The following is an 18,426-nucleotide window of genomic DNA, read 5'->3' as shown; positions in this document are numbered from 1 at the left end:
CCTCACCTGCTGGGCGGCGTCCGCCCTGGCAACGCACTAAAGAACACGACAAAAGAAGGCGGCGCCTTATGGGCGCCGCACAACTCTTTCAACGATTAGCTCTTGCGAGACGACTGACTGGACGCCTTGGCAGGCTGCTCGCCTTTGGCGGCCGCGCTAGCTTGTTCGCTCATTTTTTGTCCGGCTTCGCTAAACAGCTTTTCCATTTCGGATTTGAACTGCAGGCTCATTTCGCTCATCACCCGCGCGTCCTCCTGCATTTGCTGGGAAAGCTCGTTCATCATTTCCGCTTGCTTGGTACCGAAATCGCGCAGGCTTTCGGCGTCGCTGATCTCTGTGGCGCTGCGGATGCGCTCGGTGCCCATTTGGCTGTAGCGTTTCATCGCTTCCAGCTGGTATTGGGTCATTTTTTCCATGTTGTTGAGCATTAGCGAGTTCATCTTACGCATCGGCTCGAACATTTGGCGGGTTTGGGCGTTAAAGGCGTCCATCATTTTATCTTGCATTGTGGTTGCTCCTGTCTCTCGTTCCTTGGCATGAGCCTGGAGTGGCTCATCACATCGCAAATTGTTGCACCGCAAAAAAGAGTAATACGTGGCATGCTGCTTTGCAACATGCCACTAACTCCCACTGCAGGGCCCCTTTTGATAGCGCCTGGCTCGCCTACCCTTTGGCTCGAGAGCGCGACGATGCCGTGGCTTTCGCCTTGGTGGTCTTCTCACTGGCCGCCGACGAGGGTTCGCTATCTGCTTGGCTGGCACCGCCACTATGGGCACTACCGGCCTGACGCAGCATATCCAGCATCATCTGCTGATAGGTGCCAAAGTTAGCAAGCCCCTGTGAAAGTCCTTGCTGCATCATGGGTTGCTGCAGGAAAGGACGCATCAAGCTCATGGGGTCGTAACCTTCTACCCCTGATTCCATCTGCCGTTGGATGTTGTCCAGCAGGCTCTGTTGGAACGCTTCCACATCGGGCAGCCCCAGCGACTGCCGAAATTCATCCGGCGTCAGGTCAAACTCAACGTTAATTTTCATAGGGCACTCCTTAACCGTCTTCCTTGAGTGTAGCAGCGAACCACTCAGCGTACCTTGGCGTTATTGCTGGCCTAAACGCGGTGTATCAACGCTGACATCAGCGTTTTGGCCCCGGTGGCGCAGCCAGTGGTCGAGCAGCGTAATCGCCATCATGGCCTCGGCAATCGGCGTTGCCCGAATGCCCACACAGGGGTCGTGACGCCCTTTGGTGATCACCTCGACCGGCTCGCCGTGCACATCGATGGAACGCCCTGGCGTGGTAATACTGGAGGTCGGCTTCAGCGCTAGGCGTGCGACGATGGGCTGGCCGCTGGAGATACCGCCCAGTACGCCGCCCGCATGGTTGGAAAGAAAGCCTTCCGGCGTCATCTCATCGCGGTGTTCGCTGCCGCGCTGGGCAATGCAGCCAAAGCCCGCGCCAATCTCGATCCCTTTTACCGCATTGATACTCATCAAACCGTGCGCTAGGTCAGCATCCAGACGGTCGAAGACCGGCTCGCCCAGGCCTACGGGCACGCCATCGGCAATCACGGTAATTTCCGCGCCCACGGAGTCTTGGTCCCGGCGCAGCTGGTCCATGTAGCTTTCTAGCTCGGCGACTTTATCGGGGTCGGGGCAGAAGAAGGCGTTCTGATCGACGGCTTCCCAGGTTTTGAAGTCGATCTTGATCGGGCCGAGCTGGCTCATGTAGCCGCGAATTTGAATGCCCTGTGCCGCCAGCACCTTTTTGGCAATGGCACCTGCCGCCACGCGCATGGCGGTCTCACGGGCGCTGGAGCGGCCGCCACCCCGGTAGTCCCGGTGACCATACTTGTGATGGTAGGTGTAGTCCGCGTGGGCGGGGCGGAACTGGTCTTTGATCTTGGAGTAATCTTTGGAGCGCTGGTCGGTGTTTTCGATTAGCAGGCCAATCGAGGTGCCGGTGGTTTTGCCTTCAAACACGCCGGACAGAATACGAACCTGATCCGGCTCTTTGCGCTGGGTGGTGTGGCGCGAGCTGCCGGGGCGGCGACGATCCAAATCGCCCTGCAGATCCTCTTCGCTAATCGCAATGCCCGGAGGGCAGCCATCGACAATGGCCCCTAACGCGGGGCCGTGGCTTTCGCCAAAGGTGGTGACGGTAAACAGTTTGCCAAACGTATTGCCAGACATGGGCGTTAATTCCTCACGCAAAAGACGCCGCATGGGCGTCGAGTTCAGCGGCGCTCAGGGCAAACACGCCCTGGCCGCCACGCTCGAATTCAAGCCAGATAAAGGGCACTTCCGGGAAGGCCGCCTCTAAGTGGCAGTCAGAGTTGCCGACTTCAACAATCAGCCAGCCCTCGGCCGTTAGATGGTTACGCGCCTCGCGCAGAATGCGCCGCACGATATCCAGGCCGTCGCTGCCGGAACCCAGCGCCAGCGCTGGCTCATGGCGAAATTCGGCGGGCATGGTGGCCAGGTCGCGCTCATCGACATAGGGCGGATTGGAGACGATCAGGTCGAAGCGCTGGCCTTCCAGGCCGTCGAACACGTCAGACTCCACGGCGCGTACACGGTCGCCGACATCGTGACGGGTAATATTCTGCCGCGCCACGGCCAAGGCATCCTGGCTGATATCCGCCAGCGCCACTTCGCAGGTGGGCAATACCAGCGCCGTGGCAATGCCAATGCAGCCGGAGCCGGTGCACAAATCCAGCACGCGGGCGGGCGGCTCTTCGGGGAACCACGCCGCAAAACCATCTTCGATCAGCTCGGCAATCGGTGAGCGGGGAATCAGCACGCGCTCATCTACATTGAAGGGGTAGCCTGCGAAGAAGGCTTCCCCCAGCAGGTAAGGCAGCGGGCGGCGCGTGGTAACGCGCTCGCGGGCGAGACGAATGATCCGCTCACGCTCGATGGGCAGCAGCCGCGCATCCAGCACGGCCGGGTCGACGTTCCAAGGAAGATGCAGCGCGCCCAGGCAGAGGGCGACCGCCTCGTCCCAGGGTGACTGCGTGCCGTGCCCATAGTGCAACCCCGCCAAGTAGAACTCGCTGGAGACCCAGCGCAAATAGTCCCGCAGTGTAAAAAGATCGCTGACCAGCGCCGAATCCGGCAGCGATAGCGTCGAAGGGGAGGACTCATCGGTGAGATGCGTGGTCACAAGGGCTCCTGGCGTCAAAAGGTCGTTGGGGGATTGTACCTTTGACGCCGCCCGGTTCACAGCAGCGCCAAGCTCGCTATACTGTCTCGCCTTAGCGTTTTTTATCCACCGCCCCTTTTTTCACCACTACTTAGTTGATTCGAGCCGACCATGACGCGACACCTGCCCAATGATGACGATATCAGTGCCTTTCGCCAAGCGCTGCAGGCGGCAGGGGTACGCCGTATTGCCACCAACCAAGCCGACCCCGGCAAGCCAAAGCGCCAGTCAGATGCCAGCGAAGCGCGTCGCCGAGCGGCGGTCGAGAGCAGTACGCTGCAAACCAGCGGGCGCACGTCCGATGGCCGGGTGGAGGCGGTTCGGCCCTCCGAGTATTTAGAGTTCAGCGTGCCGGACCTGCCCTGGCGCACCTTCAGCCAGCTCAAGCGCGGGCAGACGGCGTGGCAGGCGGGGTTGGATCTGCACGGTTACACCTTGGAAGAGGCGCGGCTGGAGCTGGAGAGTTTTTTGCGCGATGCCGCTGCCCAGGGGCTGCGCTGTGTGCTGGTGGTGCATGGCAAGGCGTGGGGCACCACGTCCGATTTCCCGGTACTGAAAAGCCACACCAACGCGTGGCTACGGGAGTGGCCCGGCGTGCTGGCGTTCTGCTCCGCCACCGATATCGATGGCGGCACCGGGGCGGTGTATATCCTGCTGCGCAAGCGCGGCCAGTAGCGATACCTTTTCTGCCATTGCGTTGAATCACTGTTTTTTCGCCGCCACGCCCTCGTCACGACTACTCAGCTGCATCCGAGGCGATGCTCGGCATGCGTCGCTCCAACGCTTCGTCGGCTAGGTGGCGGCCTAACCGAATCAGCTCGTTGGCGCGGTGAAACTCGTAGGTACTGCACACCGTTTTGGGAATTTCGATCAGTACGTCAGGCGGGTAGCCCGCCACTTTGTACTTCGCCAGCGCCGCCTGGGTGATATCGAACGACTCCAGAATCATATCCAGCTTGCCCCACTCGCGCTTACCGCGCAGGTCCACCGTCTCATCGTCGTCGCTGTCGTCACCGCCGCCGCCCAGGCCGCCCCAAAGCCGCCGGGTCGTGGCGCGTACTTCATCCATCCAGCCGCCTATATTGGCGTCGCGGTCTCGCTCCAAGGCGGTGCGGTCGTCATCGCCCCCCTCCTGGGGCAGCAGCTCGTCCAGCGTTACGGGCTGCGGGCTGTGGGCGGTAACGTTGACGGCAACCACGAAATCCGCCTCGTGGGCGGCGAGAATCGGCATCATGGGGAGCGGGTTGAGCAGCCCGCCATCCACCAGCACCTGCTCGCCGATGTGGACCGGCGTAATCACCCCAGGCACGGCAATCGAGGCGCGAATGGCTCGCAGCAGCGGGCCGTTTTGAAACCAGACTTCGCGTTGGCGCACCAAGTCCGTCGCCACGGTGGTCACCGGGATGGGCAGATCTTCGATCAGTCGGTCGCCCACTAACTCTTCCAATTTGCTCATCACTTTATTGGCGCGCATCGCCCCCATGGGGCTCCAGGTCACGTCGACCAGCTTTAGCACGTCCAAGTAGTCGAGGTTGCACACCCACTCGCGGTACTCCGGCAGCTTGCCCGAGGCATAAATGCCACCGATCAGCGCACCCATGGAGCACCCGGCAATCGAAATGATCTCGAAGCCTCGGGCCTCCAGCGCTTCGATCACACCGATATGGGCGTACCCTCTTGCACCGCCGCTCCCCAGCACCAGGGCCACTTTACGACCGCTCCCCAACGCTCTCCCCGTCAACTGGCTAACCACGTTCTGCCCCTCCTTTTTGGCATGGTGTCTCATACGCACACGTCGGTATTGTGTTCCAACGTTAACTGGCCGTGTGGCCTTCCCGGCAAATCACCTCGGCCACGCGCTCGACGGCCTGCGGCTCCAAATGCAAATGGTGACCGCCAGCCAGCACGTGCCGAGTGAGCTGCGGCACCGCCTGCCGCGCCTGGGCTGCCCAGGCACGCTCGCCCAAAATGCCCTGCTCTCCTTCTATCAATAGCACCGGTGCGCGAATCTCGCTCAGTACCGCTAGCACTTGCGGCGGTGTAAAGCGCACCAGAGAGGGCTTGAGCAGGCGGCTGTCGGTACGCATTTGCACTTTGCCATCGGCCGTGGCTTGAGTATTACGCTCGACCAGCGGCGTGGCGGTGATGCTATCCAACGGCGTGACGCCGCCCGCCACCCGGGCCGCAATGGCACTTTCCAGGTCGGGGTAGCGCGGTGTGCGAGACGAGGAGCGCCGGTGAGCGATGATGCCTTTACGCAGTTGGCTGGCCGTCTCTTCTGCCGACGTATTGAGCGCGCCCAACCCGTCCAGCAAAATCAGTCGCGCTACTTTTTCCGGCAGCGCGGCCGCGACCAAGCAAGAGACCGCCGCGCCCATGGAGTGCGCCAGCAGCGTGGTCTGCTCGAGGCCTAGGGCATCCATGGCATCCAGCACATCGTGGGTGTAGTCCCAAAGCGCGTAGTCGCTGCCAGTCGGGGCATGAGCGGAGTGCCCGTGGCCTCGAAAATCGATCGCCACGATGCGAATGCCCAGCGCGCTCACCAAGCGTGGGGCCAAGCGTGTAAAGCTGGCGGCATTATCCAGCCAACCATGCAGCGCCAGCCAGGTGGGTGCGTCGTACTGCCCCCAGCTCAATGCCGCCAACCGCCCACCGGCCAACGAAAGCGGCTGAGGCGCCGCGCCTACTCGGGAAGCGTCGTTCATAACAATGGGTCTCACTGCGAAAATCTGGCGCGTCTGATGATGCGCCTAAATGTGAACATTACGATGCAAACATTGCGGTGCAAACGTTGTGGCTCAAACGTTACCATGCTCGGCGCAGCGCTTGTGCTGCTTTTACGCGGCCATGGGCCACGACGCCGTTCATTTTTTGATGGAGATTGCCATGAAACCTCGCCGCGATACCCGCGTTCGCAACCTTGTGTTCTTTATTACAGTCATCAGTGCTTTGGTCGTGGGGCTGTGGCTGGCTCGCTAAGGGCAGTGCTTGCAATTTTTGCCTCGTGAATAAATACTGTTTATATATACTGTATATAAACACACTATTTATTCTTGAGGATACCGACGATGCCGTCTCAACTCGCCCCCGTTGCGACAGCCTTGCCGTTAACGTCTCAGCCGCTGCCGTTTCCTCCCCAAACGGGCCGCGCCGGCATTAGCGGCTTTCCCTCCCCCGCCCAAGATTACGAGCCGCGCACCCTCGATCTCAATGCGCGGCTGATCAAACACCCCACCCAAACGTTTTACCTCACCGCCACCGGCGACAGCATGGAGGGCTGGGGAATCTTCGAAGGCGATTTACTGGTCGTCGACCGCAGCGTGACGCCCCGCTTAGGGCATATCCTCGTGGCCATGTTCGACGAGGAAGTGCTGATCAAGCGCTACGCACTATATCGCGGCACGCCCCACCTCTGCTCTGCCCACCCCCACTATCCGCCGCTGCCGCTAGAAGGCACTGACTGCCAGCTATGGGGCGTGGTGCGCGCCGTCATTCACGAGTACTTGCCATGATCGGGTTAGTGGATGCCAATAACTTCTATGTCTCCTGCGAGCGGGTGTTCAACCCCGCGCTAGAGGGCAAGCCGGTTGGCGTGATGTCGAATAACGACGGCTGTGTGATTGCCCGCTCGGAGGAGATGAAAGCCATGGAGATCGCCATGGGCACGCCCGCGTACCAGTTAGAGGGGCTACGCCGCCGTGGGGCGATTCATCTGCTCTCTTCCAACTACGAGCTGTATGGCGATATGTCGGCGAGACTTGCCCAACTGCTGCGCGACGCCTGTCCGGAGGTTGCCCCCTACTCCATCGATGAGATGTTTATCTACCTGGATGGCTTCGACGACGCCCAGTGCCAAGCCATCGGTGCAGCGCTGCGCCGCCGTATTCGTCGCCATTTAGGGCTGCCCGTGTGCGTGGGCCTTGCGCCGACACACACGCTAGCCAAGCTTGCCAACCACGTGGCCAAAAAGCAGCCGCATTACGAGGGAGTGTGCTTGCTTCACGGCGAGAGCCTTACCACGCAGGTAGTGCTGAGACAACTGGCCGTTAGCGAGGTATGGGGCGTCGGTCGGCGCTTGGCGGAGCGGCTAGCGGTCAGTGGCATTCGCACTGCCTGGGATCTGCGCGAGTGCGACCCCAAGCAGCTGCGCAAACGCTTTTCTGTGGTACTGGCACGCACCGCGCTGGAGCTACGCGGTACGCCCTGCCTAGAGATGAACGCCGTGGAGCAGCCCCGCCAGCGCATCATGACCTCCCGCTCGTTCGGCCAATCCACCGGCGTAAAAGAGGAGCTGCACGCCGCCCTACGCCGTCACGCCCAGCGAAGTGCCGAAAAATTGCGCCAGCAAGGCAGTCTGGCCCGCGCGGTGATGCTGTTTTTAAACACCAATCGCCATCGCAAAGACCAGCCGCAGCTCTCGCCCAGCGCGATGATTCCCCTCGCTGCGCCCACTGACGATACCCGCCTCATTCTAGAAGCCGTGCGTGAAGGGCTCGATCAGATGTATCGCCCCGGCTACACATTCATGAAAGCCGGCGTCATGCTGCTGGACTTGGTGGATGCGCAGCAGTACCAGCTCTCTTTGCTGCAGCCCACGACCAAGGCGCACCCGCAGCTGATGAAGACGGTCGACGCCATCAACCAAAAGATGGGGCAAGGCACGCTGCGCTTTGGCATGACCGATGCCGACGCGCCTTGGCAACTGCGCTGCGCGCATCGTTCCAGGCGTTACACCACGTGCTGGGAGGAGTTAATGGAGGCAGGTACTCACCCTGGCGCGATTGCCGACGCCAGGGCAAGGCGAGAAAAACAGCGCTTAGCGGGCGGAAAGCGCTTGGCGAAGACGCGGGCTAATGGCTTCACCGATCACGGCAATGAGTACCAGCAGCGCTAGCAGCACCGGCCAATGGGCGGCAAACGAGACCTGATACAGGCCCAAGGCATCGACAAAGATCACCAAAATGCCCAGCGGGCTGACGTAGCGCACCATGGCCAACCACAGCGCATAGGGCAGCGGCGCTAGCCCCAGCTCGTCGCGGAACGTCTCGCTTTTCAATACGAAGCCCGCCAACAGCACCATGCCCAGACCGCCCAGCGGCATCATCCAGCGGGAGGTGAGGTAATCCAGCCAGTCAAAGACGTTCTTGCCCGCCATCGTCCAGTCGGCGCCCAGGTTGAACGACAGCATCGCCAGCGTGCTGATCAGCCACAGTACGATGCCGGTGGCCCAAGCAGCCGACTTACGGCTCATGCCTTTGTTATCGCACAGCCACGAGACCGTCGCTTCCACCATGGAGATCGACGACGTGAGCGCGGCCATGGAGAGCATCAAGAAGAACAGCACGCCGAAGAGCGTCCCCATGGGCATTGCTTGGAACGCCAGCGGCAAGCTCATGAAGATCAGCCCTGGGCCTTCGCCGGGATTCATGCCGTTGGCAAAAATCACCGGGAAGATCGCCAGCCCGGCCATGAGTGCTACCACGGTATCCGCCACGGCGACGCTGAGCGTGGTGCGGCCAATGGAGGTGCCTTTGGGCAGGTAGCTGCCATAGGTCAGGATCGCTCCCGACGCTAGCGAGAGCGTAAAGAACGCATGACCCAGCGCCGCCAGCATCCCTTCGCTGGAGAGGCTGCCCGCCTTGAAAGAGAACAGGAAGCGCACCGCGTCACCAAACCCGCCGGAAAACACGCCAAATACGATCAACAGCAGCAGCATGAGTACGAGGCCAGGCATCATCCAACTGACGTTTTTTTCGATGCCCTCTTGAACGCCTTTGCCGACGATGACCATAGTCAGCAGCGTGACCAGCGTACTCCATCCCCCCAGCGTCAGCGGGTTGGCATTGTTGGCCCCAAACACGGCCGCCATGTCGTCGACGCTGGTGCCTGCCAAACCGCCAGAGAGCATTTTCCACAAGTAGGAGAACGACCAGCCCGCCACCACGACGTAGAACGACAAAATCATAAAGCCGCACAGCATGGCCATCCAGCCCAGCAGCGACCAAGCGGACGAGCGGCCTGACTCGTTTACCACCCGGCGAATGGCGTCGATGGGGCTACCGCGCCCTCGGCGGCCAAAGGCAATTTCCGTCATCATGACCGGCACACCTACCGCCAAGATACAGGCCAAATAGACCAGCACGAAGGCCCCACCACCGTATTCACCGGTGATGTAAGGGAATTTCCAAATATTGCCGAGCCCTACCGCTGAGCCAGTGGCTGCCAGCATGAAGCCCCAGCGGCCCAGCCACTGAATGCGAGGTTGTCCCGAAGACGCCATGACCTTCCACCCTATCGGAAAAAAGCGCCTATCCTAGTGGATTTTGCCGCGAATGCCCACGTATCACGGCGTGGCATAGCTGGCTTTGGCTTCGGTATCTAGCCGCTGGGCGGTTTGGTCGACGCGACGCAGCCACGCCAACAGCAAGGCACCCAACCCCACAAAGCCACCCGCTAACCACAAGCCGACATCGTAATGGCCGGAGGCTTCCGCGAGCATGCCGGTGAGCGCAGGTGCCACAATCTGCGCTGCGCCGTAAGCCAACGTCATTTGTCCCATCAAGCGGGCGGGGCTGGCGGGGTACAGCCTACCCGCCATGGTCAGCACTAAACTGACGCACCCCAGGAACGTGCCGCCGTAGAGCACTGCGCTAATCAAAATGCCCGGTAACGTTGGGCTGATCGCAGGCAGCACAATGCCGACTACCTGCACCAGCATGGCCACAATTAGCGCGCCTAAGTAACCAATCCGCCGCGCGATTAAATCCCACAGCATCACGGCGGGTGCTGCGGCCAGCCCCACCAGCGCAAAGGCCCAGTTTCCGGCTCCGGCCAGCAGCGGTTCACGCTCCACAATCGCGACCAAAAACGTTGCGCTGATCACATAGCCATAGCCCGCACAAAAGTAGGCAGGCAGCATAAAACGCATAAAGGTGCGGCTAGGCGGCGTTGCAGGTGCTTGATGACTGGCAGCGCTGCCTACCACCGGTTTCACCGGACGCGGTAACCAGCACCAGGCAGGCACCAGCAGCACCGCCCCCAACGCGCTAAAGCCCCACCACTGCGCTTGCCAGCTCATTGGCAGCGCCAGCATTAGCTCTACTGCTAAGGCCGCGACCACAATGCCAATGCCGACGCCTGCAAAGTGGATGCCCAGCTCGCCCCGCTGATGGTGCTGAATCAGCCAGTGCAAAATCAGCCCTGATGCCAACAGCATCGAGCCGCTGCTAGAAAGCCCCGCCAAAAAGCGCAGCCCCGCCCATACCCAAAATTGCTCGGTTAGCGCCATACCGGCGGTGGTTAATACGGCCAGCACTAAGCCAATGCGAAACAGCGTGTCCTTCAAATAAATCGTGCGAATGGAGGCCGCCAGCACCGCTCCTAGCATATAGCCAGCGTAATTCAACGCTGCTAGCCAACCGCCATCGGCATCACTGATCCAGCTCTGCTGCTGCATCACCGGCAGTAGCGGCGTATAGGCAAACCGCGCAATGCCGATACATAAAATTTGGCTAAATACCCCCGCCAACAGAACTTTAAAGCGCTGGGCCTGAACACTTCTAGTAGGCATGGACACTCCCTCGTCGTGACTATTTTTGTTGTGGTAGTGTGGCTTAAATAGGTAGCCAGCTATCTTCCATCATACGCGGAAACCAGTGCCGTACTATCGGCTAAACGTGGCATGGAGAAGCAGCGCATTAGCGCTCGGAATCTGGCAGACTAACTCTCACGTTCACTACCCTCATAAGCGAGTAAGCACCATGAGCGATACTGCAAAACCCTGGACGCAACCGATGCCCGACGCGCAGTTCAAACTGATGCGCGACATTTTGGCAGCCCCCAGCCCGGTAGGCCTGGAAGGCGCGATGACCTACGGCGTGCTGAAGCCCTACTTCGAGCGCTTCGCCCCCAGCGACTGGCACTTGCACCAGTTCAAAGGCAACGCGGGCGTGGTACTGGATACGCACCCGGGCCGCGATGATATGTTCAAGCTGATGATCATCGGCCATGCGGACAAAATCCGCATGCAGGTTCGCTCGATTGGTGAAGACGGCAAAATCTGGATCAATACCGACTCTTTCCTGCCCGGCGTATTGATCGGTCATGAAGTGACGCTGTTCAGCGAAGACCCGGACGCCCCCGGCAGCTACCGCAGCATCGAGGGCGGCACGGTGGAAGCGCTGGGCGCGATCCACTTCTCCGACCCTGCCCAGCGCGATGGCAGCAAAGGCATCAAGAAAGAGCAGATCTACCTCGACCTGCAGATTCATGGCGAGAACAAGAAGCAGCAGGTGCTGAACCTGGGCGTGCGTCCGGGCGACTCGATCATCTTCAACCGCCCTATCCGCCAAGGCTTTAGCCCGAATACGTTCTACGGTGCGTATTTAGATAACGGCCTGGGCTGCTTTGTGACGGCTGAAGTCGCGCGCCTGATCGCCGAAGCAGGCGGCACCGAGAATGTACGGGTCATGTTTGCCATTGCCAGCTACGAAGAGATTGGCCGCTTCGGCAGCCGCGTGCTGGCCGGTGAGCTAAAGCCCGATGCGCTGATTGGCGTGGACGTGAACCACGACTACGTAGCAGCACCCGGCATTGGCGACAAGCGCATGCAGCCGCTGGAAATGGGCAAAGGCTTTACGCTATCGGTGGGTTCGATTGCCAGCGAGCAGCTCAACCGCATCATCGCCAGCGCCGCTAAAGAGCAGGACATTCCCATGCAGCGGGACATCGTGGGTGTGGATACCGGCACTGATGGCATGGCAGGCGTCCTGGCCTCCATCGATAGTGCAGCGACCTCTATGGGCTTCCCGATCCGCAATATGCACACCATTTCGGAAACCGGTAACACCCAAGACGTGCTGGCAGCGATTCACGCGCTGCACCACACCATTCAAGCGCTGGATGCCCTGCCCAATCTCAAGCGGGCGTTCTTGGATAATCACCCGCGTCTCGATCAAGCCAGCCCGCTGGCTCACCAAGGCAGCGCCAAACCCGGTAGCGACGAAGAAGTCTCCGCTTAATCAGCATAAAAAAACCCCGGCCAAACATGGCCGGGGTAGCAGTGACTCCTCCGTAATCCTTCTTCACGAACGTCCTGTTCGTGCATCCCTGGTCTTACAAGCGCTCCGTGCTTGCTCTTACTCCTTGACACCCTCCCTGTGTTACTGCCCACCATGAACCTTATATGTGTCAACGACATTAACGTGAGATAGAAAACACCGCACTTTTATTAAATTTTTTGACGCTTCCCTCTGCCATTCGCCCAAAAACGCCTGCGCATGCTTTTTATAGCGCTTTGTGTCAGCGCTACCTATACTTTTTGAGCATCCTTCGTGATGCTTCTCTACACGGACGTTACCACGCCTGAACCCATTCACCCCCTAGCGGTAGGAGGTCAGCGTGCGACATATCATGATCAGTTCGAAAGTCCACGGTGTGGATATCATGTGCCGCCACTGCGGCAATGCAGAATCCGCCACAACACCGTACCTCAATCGGTTCCGGTTGGAAGGCACCGGTAAAGACAGCGTGCTGCTGCGCTGTTTAAGCTGCCAAACGGCAGTGTCAGCACCCATGAGCCAGCTCAGCACTCTGTTCTATCACTACGCCTGTTAATGGCCTTTGCAACGGCCGCGACCACAGCAACAGTCCGTACGTTGCTGGCTCATAAAAAAACCCCGGCCATCGCTGGCCGGGGTTTCATCAGGTCCTCCTTAATCTTACGTCACGAACGTCCTGTTCATGCTTCCTTGTGCGCCGCAAGCACTCCCTGCTTGCACTTCCTTGTAACGCCATCCCTGCGTTATATGCACACAGTGCGCCCTATCACGGCTCAGTTATCTAACCTGGGATATGAAACGCAAAAAGTTTTTCGTGTCATCGCCGGGCGCGCTCACTCGCGCTTGCGCAGACGAGTGAGAAAAACATACCATCACGTACGTTTGTTACTCATAAGGACATACCCGTGACCATGAATCTCTCAACGTTTTCTGCCTCTGCTTCATCCACGCGCTTGGCCCCTTACCTCGCAGCAGCCTTCGGGGTCATGCTGGCGACCCCTGCCCTGGCTAATAGCTGGGAAGGTACCGTGGGCGCCGGTGCGGCCTACGCCCCCGACTATCTGGGTAGCGATGATTACGACGTGCAGCCGCTACCGGTGCTGAACCTCACGTACGGTGACGATGTTTCCATCAACCTGCGCGACGGGATCGCCTGGCACGCTCTCCGCCAAGGTGACTGGACCGTGTCGCCATATATCGGTTACACCTTCGGGCGAGACAACGAAGGCGACATCAGCCGCTTCGAGAAAGTGGATGGCGGCGCGACCCTTGGCCTGCGCGTCAGCTACCAGCAGGGCATGTGGCGCTACAGCATCGCGGGCAGCACGGCGGTGACGGGAGATGTCGAAGGCGCTAACTTCACGGGTGAGGCGGCCTTGCGACTGCCCATGAGCGAGCGCGCGCTCTTCACGCTGACGCCCAGCGTGAGCTACTCCAACGAAAAGTGGACCGAATCTTTCTTTGGGGTTTCTGCCCAAGATAGCGCACGCAGCGGTATCGCTCCTTACTCACCGGATGGCGGCTACTGGCGAGCAGGCGTCAATGCTTCTCTGAGTTACGCGCTCACCCGGGAATGGACCGCCACGGGCTTCGTAGGCACGACCATTCTCACCGGAAACGCGTCGGATAGCCCCATCGTGGATGAGCTGGGCAGTGACTGGCAGGGATTGGGTGGCGTATCGCTGACCTATCGGTTTTAGCATCTGACCGGCCACTCGCACAGGTATCAAAAAGGCGGGCTCAACGGCCCGCCTTTTTTCGCTGTCACGCCATGGATTAGCGCGTGAACCACGCCATCAGCGCTTCTGCCGTGGGTGCAGAGGAAGGCGGGTTCTGGCCGGTGATCAGTTGGCCATCTTCACGTACGTAGGGAGTGAAGAGATCGGCTTTGCTATAGATACCGCCGCACTTCTGCAACGCATCTTCCACCAAGTGTGGGACCACGTTGGTGAGGCCAACCGCCTCTTCTTCACCGTTGGTAAACCCGGTGACTTGACGGCCTTTCACCACCGGTTCTCCGTTGCTGTCCTTGGCATTCACCAGCACGATAGGCGCGTGGCAGACGGACGCCACCGGCTTACCCTGAGCGATGAAGGTTTCGATCAGTTTGATGGAGTCTTTGTCATCCACCAGATCCCACAAGGGGCCGTGACCACCGGGATAGAACACGGCGTCGAAATCATCAGCGCTCATGTCGCTCAGGCGGTGAGTGTTCGCCAGTTCGGCTTTCGCCACCTCATCTTGCTGGAAGCGACGGGTTTCGTCGGTTTGGCTATCTTCCGCATCGCTTTTGGGGTCCAGCGGCGGCTGTCCACCTTTGGGTGAGGCAAGCGTCACTTCTGCTCCCGCATCCTTGAATACGTAGTAAGGCGCTGCCAGCTCTTCCAGCCAAAAGCCGGTTTTTTCGCCTGTATCGCCGAGCTGATCGTGCGAGGTCAATACCACTAGAATACGCTTGCTCATCTCGATGCTCCTAATAGTGAAGAGTGGGATAGCGTGGTGCGTTGCTTCACCTATGTTGGGGCGATCATGGTGGGTTACAAGCCCCCTCCACGTCTCGTGTATAGAAAATCCAGCAGTGCCAACGCTCGGATAACGCGATGTTTTCACGCCAATAGATAACACGCAGCATCATTTACGTACTATTCAAGTACAATAAAGATACAATTTAATCTTGTACATTATTTATCCCTAACCTATAGTTAAACACGTTCGCGGCAGGGATACCGCGTCACAAGGGAATGAACGCTAAGGAACAGCGAGATACTGCTCATGGAAAGAGCATGCTCAGGAAGAGCCATGTAACGCCAAGGAAGGAGCACGCTCAGGAAGAGCTAAGTGATGACCATGGAAGGCTAGGTACTGGAAGCATTGGTGCTTAAAAAAGCGTTCTCATTTATGAGGGCGCTTTTTCATGGGCGCCATGTAGCCAACGCGATGACTCCCACCGTCATAGGTGACACGTGAGCTTTCACGAACGCACATTTTTTCGTAACGGTCCGCGACATCGCGCAGACGCTGCCAGCAGCTTTGGCGCAATTCGTCGCCAATTCGATTTCCGCTCCATCGAGATTGGCCGCTGGGTGACGAACGAAGAGCGCGACCGAGCCGCAGCGCTGTTTCACGACGCACTCTGTGACCTCATGCTGATCTTGCAGGGCACGGAAACGTTGATTTCGCTGAGAGGCACACTGGCACTACAGTACGGCACCGGAGGCCGCCCTGGGGTATCGGCACACTACGACCCCAGTCAGCGCAGCTTTGCACTCGCCAAGAACGCAGGACCGGGCAGCATTGCCCATGAGTGGTTTCACGCCTTCGACCACTACATTGCGCCCAAGTGCTTCCAGGCAGCCCCCCACAACGCCTTTGCATCCGCCGCTTGGTTAGCCGATGCCACGCCCATTCGCCACCCTCTCAACCAACGATTGATCGCCTGCTTTCGGGCCATCTTGCTTCAATCGGACGGCCAGCAGCCTAGCCCGCTATTTCGCCACTCTGCCGCGATGGACAAGGCCCTGGGACAGCTTTACTACAGCAAACCCGAAGAACTTTGCGCCCGCGCTTTCGAAGCCTTCGTGCAGGACGCTGCCATCACAAATCACTTTTTGGTCAAAGGTACCAAAACTTCGCCTGAAGCCGAGCGCGGCCTGTACCCACAAGGCGAACAGCGTGCGCAGATCAACGGAGCGTTTAGCGACTACTTTTCAGCTCTTGGTGCAGCGCTAGGCTGTGGGCGGTAGCCCAATGTGCGAAATCGTCCACTAGCGTCTAGGCTAATAGCTCACTCATTTCTCAAAGGACGAGAGCATGCCATCTACTACTACCATCGTGGTTGTCGTTGTCGTGGTTGCCGTGGCGGTTTTTGGCGTTAGCGGCGGCCTACCGTTTTAACATGGCGGATGACGAGCGTCCGCGCTGTCTCTTCATTCGATACATGTTGACGTCAGCATAGTGAAGCAACGCATCGGCACTTTTGCCGTCTTCAGGGTAGATGGCCACCCCTACACTGCAAGACGGCATGCCGATACTAGGTGTACCGCTCTCTTCGTTCGTGACTAACGCATCGAGCAGCTGGGCCACTTTTTCCATCGCGGTCTCTTTAGAGTGAATATCGGTCAACAGCACCGTGAACTCATCGCCGCCCATACGGGCCACCGTATCGGTTTCCCGGACGCACTCTTTCAAACGACGCGCTATTTCACATAGCACGGCGTCGCCTGCCGCATGACCATGCACATCGTTGATGCGCTTGAAGTCGTTCACATCCAAAAAGAGCAGCGCAAAACGCGTTCGATATCGCTTGGCAGCGCTCATCGCCGACGCCAGACGATCGTAAAACAGCGACCGGTTGGTCAGTTTGGTCAACGGGTCGTGGTGTGCAAGAAACCGCAGATCGTCTTCCGCTTGCACCAGGGCGGTCACATTGCGAGCCACCCCGATGCGTACTTGATCCTCCTCCGACCAGCGCGCCGACCACAGCACGTGCACCACGCTTCCACTTTTATGCAGGTAGCGATTGCGAAAATCGAGATGGGGCTGCCCGTTCATCACCCGCTTGATGGAGTCTTGGGTGACCGCCAAATCTTCTGGGTGCATATAGCGAGTAATCAGTGTCCCTACCAGTTCATCCGCGCGGTAGCCCAGCAACGACTCGCAGGCATCGCTGACGAATAGAATGCGATGCCCTGCATCGACTACGAACACAGTATCGAGCATCAAGTGAATCAACTTGGGATAAAGCGCCTGCAAATCAACGGACATGGGCAGCCTGGTGGGGTGACTTTATCCCGAGTATAGACGGATCACGAACCGTCTGGACACCCATTGTCCAGGCATGTGCACCGCTTGCTCGCCATGCAACCGGGATGGACTCTTGATATTCTTTGATAGTAAATACGAATATATATCATTAAGATTTGCAAAAAGACTCTTTTTCCGCTCAAATAAAAAGCTCACATAATCCCGCAACACTCCGACGAGGCTTTCAATGAAACGATTTTTCTTAGTGATGGTAGGTGGCTTGATGAGTAGCGGGCTGGTGCTGGCAGACAGCCAAGACCGCTTGGATCACTTTGAGGGCGCGCCCTCCGAGAACCTCCCCCAAGCCCTTGAGAATATTCAAGAAGGGAACCAACGTCTCAACCAACTCCTTAGCGCTGAGACGCTCTCGGACGAGCAAATGGGTGAGATCCACATGCTGACGTACACGCTTGAAAATGCACTGCAACGCATCGATCAAGAAGTCGACGCCATGGCAATCTCACTGGAAGAGGTGCACCTGGGCTCTGAAACGCTGGATCAAGAGCGCGTGAGCTCGAATGGCGAAGCTTACTTGGAAGCCGCTGCTCCCCTAACCAACCAGTAAACAATGCTCGAAAGCCCGTCGCACCGACGGGCATTACCTTTACCGCTGCCTAGAAAGCAACTTCATCGGCCTGGCTCCACATACGCAATAGCGCTCAACGGCGTGTCGCTTGGCTAGCGGCCAAGCCAAATTTCAAGCACAAAAAAGCCCGCTGATTGCTCAGCGGGCTTTTTTAAATTCTGTGGCGGAGAGGGAGGGATTCGAACCCCAGCTTTTACACACAAACACCTATAAGCCATTGATTTTATTTTATTAATAGTCCTTTATTCCCAGCCTTCCAGTCCCATTCAAGTCCCAATTATAGTGAACATTGCGCGTGACGCATGCGCAGGCGTCATATACGTAGGGTTCGGCGAGAATGTTTGGGGGTCTCGGAAAAAGGTAATAAAGGTAATCAACCTCACAAAAAACTCCTAACCTTATGAAAATAAATGAATTAAAACAGTCGTTCAAAAGGTAATAAAAAGGTGATCAATAGGTAACCACATTACCTTTTATAAAGGTGAGTTGTTCATTTATAAAAATCATTTACTATCAATAAGTTACTCAAAAATTACCTTTTACATCACCTTTTATTACCTTTTGGGGGTAATCGATAATCAACATAAAATCAGCCACTTATGAAGATAAAAAAGGCAGATCACCCAGGTTACCTTTTTCCGATCTCCCCATGCTTTTATGCCCCACTCCCTTCACGAAGCCACACCATGCTCTGTTTGAAGGAATTCGCATGATTCCGCATGGAAATGGGCGTACGGAATTTGGCCGCAGGCCCTAGTAACGGCGCGGTTTAGCGGCAT

At 58.3% G+C, this 18,426-nt stretch carries 18 protein-coding genes; 8 read left to right on the top strand and 10 right to left on the bottom strand.

Going from position 1 to position 18,426, the window contains the following annotated elements:
• Window positions 1-95: 95 nt before the first annotated feature.
• From NH398_RS05985 to prmB, 4 genes are all read right to left on the bottom strand, one after another.
• Window positions 96-506: a phasin family protein gene (locus NH398_RS05985; RefSeq protein WP_159341640.1), complete on the bottom strand. Its 411-nt coding sequence runs from the start codon at window positions 504-506 to the stop codon at window positions 96-98.
• 157 nt (window positions 507-663) lie between these two features.
• The gene (locus NH398_RS05980) at window positions 664-1,035 is read right to left on the bottom strand and encodes a hypothetical protein (RefSeq protein ID WP_159341639.1); all 372 of its coding nucleotides are present in this window, start codon (window positions 1,033-1,035) and stop codon (window positions 664-666) included.
• A 60-nt stretch (window positions 1,036-1,095) separates the two neighbouring features.
• Window positions 1,096-2,187 carry a chorismate synthase gene (aroC, locus tag NH398_RS05975; protein ID WP_188638118.1) on the bottom strand — a complete coding sequence of 364 codons (1,092 nt, stop codon included), beginning with the start codon at window positions 2,185-2,187 and terminating at the stop codon, window positions 1,096-1,098.
• A gap of 13 nt (window positions 2,188-2,200) precedes the next feature.
• Window positions 2,201-3,160: a 50S ribosomal protein L3 N(5)-glutamine methyltransferase gene (gene prmB / locus NH398_RS05970; protein WP_253017212.1), complete on the bottom strand. Its 960-nt coding sequence runs from the start codon at window positions 3,158-3,160 to the stop codon at window positions 2,201-2,203.
• A 150-nt stretch (window positions 3,161-3,310) separates the two neighbouring features.
• On the opposite strand from prmB, the gene NH398_RS05965 reads away from it, so the two are divergent.
• On the top strand, window positions 3,311-3,874 hold the full coding sequence (locus NH398_RS05965) for a Smr/MutS family protein (protein WP_159341636.1): 564 nt from the start codon (window positions 3,311-3,313) through the stop codon (window positions 3,872-3,874).
• 61 nt (window positions 3,875-3,935) lie between these two features.
• Here NH398_RS05965 and NH398_RS05960 read toward each other — a convergent pair whose 3' ends face one another.
• Window positions 3,936-4,985 carry a patatin-like phospholipase family protein gene (locus NH398_RS05960; RefSeq protein ID WP_159341635.1) on the bottom strand — a complete coding sequence of 350 codons (1,050 nt, stop codon included), beginning with the start codon at window positions 4,983-4,985 and terminating at the stop codon, window positions 3,936-3,938.
• 28 nt (window positions 4,986-5,013) lie between these two features.
• Window positions 5,014-5,904, bottom strand: coding sequence for an alpha/beta hydrolase (locus NH398_RS05955; RefSeq protein WP_159341634.1), 891 nt, complete (start codon window positions 5,902-5,904; stop codon window positions 5,014-5,016).
• A 363-nt stretch (window positions 5,905-6,267) separates the two neighbouring features.
• Between NH398_RS05955 and NH398_RS05950 the strand changes: the two genes are divergently transcribed.
• Together NH398_RS05950 and NH398_RS05945 are read left to right on the top strand one after the other, a co-directional pair.
• Window positions 6,268-6,711, top strand: coding sequence for a S24 family peptidase (locus NH398_RS05950; protein ID WP_159341633.1), 444 nt, complete (start codon window positions 6,268-6,270; stop codon window positions 6,709-6,711).
• Window positions 6,708-8,093: a Y-family DNA polymerase gene (locus tag NH398_RS05945; RefSeq protein ID WP_253017210.1), complete on the top strand. Its 1,386-nt coding sequence runs from the start codon at window positions 6,708-6,710 to the stop codon at window positions 8,091-8,093. The genes NH398_RS05950 and NH398_RS05945 overlap by 4 nt, the downstream gene beginning before the upstream one ends.
• Here NH398_RS05945 and NH398_RS05940 read toward each other — a convergent pair.
• Both NH398_RS05940 and NH398_RS05935 read right to left on the bottom strand, forming a co-directional pair.
• Window positions 8,016-9,479 (bottom strand): sodium-dependent transporter, encoded by a 1,464-nt coding sequence (locus NH398_RS05940; RefSeq protein WP_159341631.1) that lies wholly within the window; start codon window positions 9,477-9,479, stop codon window positions 8,016-8,018. The two genes, NH398_RS05945 and NH398_RS05940, sit on opposite strands and share 78 nt — an antisense overlap.
• A gap of 63 nt (window positions 9,480-9,542) precedes the next feature.
• Window positions 9,543-10,769, bottom strand: coding sequence for a YbfB/YjiJ family MFS transporter (locus tag NH398_RS05935; protein ID WP_253017208.1), 1,227 nt, complete (start codon window positions 10,767-10,769; stop codon window positions 9,543-9,545).
• Window positions 10,770-10,959: 190 nt separating this feature from the next.
• Between NH398_RS05935 and NH398_RS05930 the strand changes: the two genes are divergently transcribed.
• The 3 genes from NH398_RS05930 to NH398_RS05920 all read left to right on the top strand — a co-directional run bounded on the left by NH398_RS05930 (window position 10,960) and on the right by NH398_RS05920 (window position 13,958).
• On the top strand, window positions 10,960-12,219 hold the full coding sequence (locus tag NH398_RS05930; protein WP_253017206.1) for a M20/M25/M40 family metallo-hydrolase: 1,260 nt from the start codon (window positions 10,960-10,962) through the stop codon (window positions 12,217-12,219).
• Between the two features lie 379 nt (window positions 12,220-12,598).
• Window positions 12,599-12,814, top strand: a complete 216-nt coding sequence (locus NH398_RS05925) for a hypothetical protein (RefSeq protein WP_159341628.1) — start codon at window positions 12,599-12,601, stop codon at window positions 12,812-12,814.
• A 355-nt stretch (window positions 12,815-13,169) separates the two neighbouring features.
• On the top strand, window positions 13,170-13,958 hold the full coding sequence (locus NH398_RS05920) for a MipA/OmpV family protein (protein WP_253017205.1): 789 nt from the start codon (window positions 13,170-13,172) through the stop codon (window positions 13,956-13,958).
• Between the two features lie 76 nt (window positions 13,959-14,034).
• On the opposite strand, the gene NH398_RS05915 is transcribed toward NH398_RS05920, so the two are convergent.
• Window positions 14,035-14,721 carry a type 1 glutamine amidotransferase domain-containing protein gene (locus NH398_RS05915; protein ID WP_159341627.1) on the bottom strand — a complete coding sequence of 229 codons (687 nt, stop codon included), beginning with the start codon at window positions 14,719-14,721 and terminating at the stop codon, window positions 14,035-14,037.
• Between the two features lie 500 nt (window positions 14,722-15,221).
• Here NH398_RS05915 and NH398_RS05910 point away from each other — a divergent pair, with 500 nt between their 5' ends.
• Window positions 15,222-16,001 (top strand): CLCA_X family protein, encoded by a 780-nt coding sequence (locus NH398_RS05910; protein ID WP_253017203.1) that lies wholly within the window; start codon window positions 15,222-15,224, stop codon window positions 15,999-16,001.
• Window positions 16,002-16,140: 139 nt separating this feature from the next.
• Here the strand turns inward: NH398_RS05910 and NH398_RS05905 are convergent, their stop codons facing one another.
• Window positions 16,141-17,022, bottom strand: a complete 882-nt coding sequence (locus NH398_RS05905; protein WP_253017201.1) for a GGDEF domain-containing protein — start codon at window positions 17,020-17,022, stop codon at window positions 16,141-16,143.
• A 226-nt stretch (window positions 17,023-17,248) separates the two neighbouring features.
• On the opposite strand from NH398_RS05905, the gene NH398_RS05900 reads away from it, so the two are divergent.
• Complete coding sequence (locus NH398_RS05900) at window positions 17,249-17,626, top strand: DUF6746 family protein (RefSeq protein ID WP_253017199.1); 378 nt, start codon at window positions 17,249-17,251, stop codon at window positions 17,624-17,626.
• Window positions 17,627-18,426 lie beyond the last annotated feature (800 nt).

The sequence above is a fragment of the Halomonas sp. CnH100-B genome, assembly GCF_024124605.1.
Taxonomy (GTDB): Bacteria; Pseudomonadota; Gammaproteobacteria; order Pseudomonadales; family Halomonadaceae; genus Vreelandella.
Note: the sequence above shows the minus strand (reverse complement) of the source record. Positions and strands in the feature narration are given on the sequence as shown.

Coding starts and splice junctions, on each gene's coding strand:
- NH398_RS05940 (WP_159341631.1), bottom strand. CDS start 9,479: ATGGCGTCTTCGGGACAACCTCGCATTCAGTGGCTGGGCCGCTGGGGC.
- NH398_RS05915 (WP_159341627.1), bottom strand. CDS start 14,721: ATGAGCAAGCGTATTCTAGTGGTATTGACCTCGCACGATCAGCTCGGC.
- NH398_RS05930 (WP_253017206.1), top strand. CDS start 10,960: ATGAGCGATACTGCAAAACCCTGGACGCAACCGATGCCCGACGCGCAG.
- NH398_RS05960 (WP_159341635.1), bottom strand. CDS start 4,985: ATGAGACACCATGCCAAAAAGGAGGGGCAGAACGTGGTTAGCCAGTTG.
- NH398_RS05950 (WP_159341633.1), top strand. CDS start 6,268: ATGCCGTCTCAACTCGCCCCCGTTGCGACAGCCTTGCCGTTAACGTCT.
- NH398_RS05985 (WP_159341640.1), bottom strand. CDS start 506: ATGCAAGATAAAATGATGGACGCCTTTAACGCCCAAACCCGCCAAATG.
- NH398_RS05900 (WP_253017199.1), top strand. CDS start 17,249: ATGAAACGATTTTTCTTAGTGATGGTAGGTGGCTTGATGAGTAGCGGG.
- NH398_RS05965 (WP_159341636.1), top strand. CDS start 3,311: ATGACGCGACACCTGCCCAATGATGACGATATCAGTGCCTTTCGCCAA.
- NH398_RS05955 (WP_159341634.1), bottom strand. CDS start 5,904: ATGAACGACGCTTCCCGAGTAGGCGCGGCGCCTCAGCCGCTTTCGTTG.
- NH398_RS05935 (WP_253017208.1), bottom strand. CDS start 10,769: ATGCCTACTAGAAGTGTTCAGGCCCAGCGCTTTAAAGTTCTGTTGGCG.
- NH398_RS05980 (WP_159341639.1), bottom strand. CDS start 1,035: ATGAAAATTAACGTTGAGTTTGACCTGACGCCGGATGAATTTCGGCAG.
- NH398_RS05945 (WP_253017210.1), top strand. CDS start 6,708: ATGATCGGGTTAGTGGATGCCAATAACTTCTATGTCTCCTGCGAGCGG.
- NH398_RS05920 (WP_253017205.1), top strand. CDS start 13,170: ATGAATCTCTCAACGTTTTCTGCCTCTGCTTCATCCACGCGCTTGGCC.
- NH398_RS05905 (WP_253017201.1), bottom strand. CDS start 17,022: ATGTCCGTTGATTTGCAGGCGCTTTATCCCAAGTTGATTCACTTGATG.
- aroC (WP_188638118.1), bottom strand. CDS start 2,187: ATGTCTGGCAATACGTTTGGCAAACTGTTTACCGTCACCACCTTTGGC.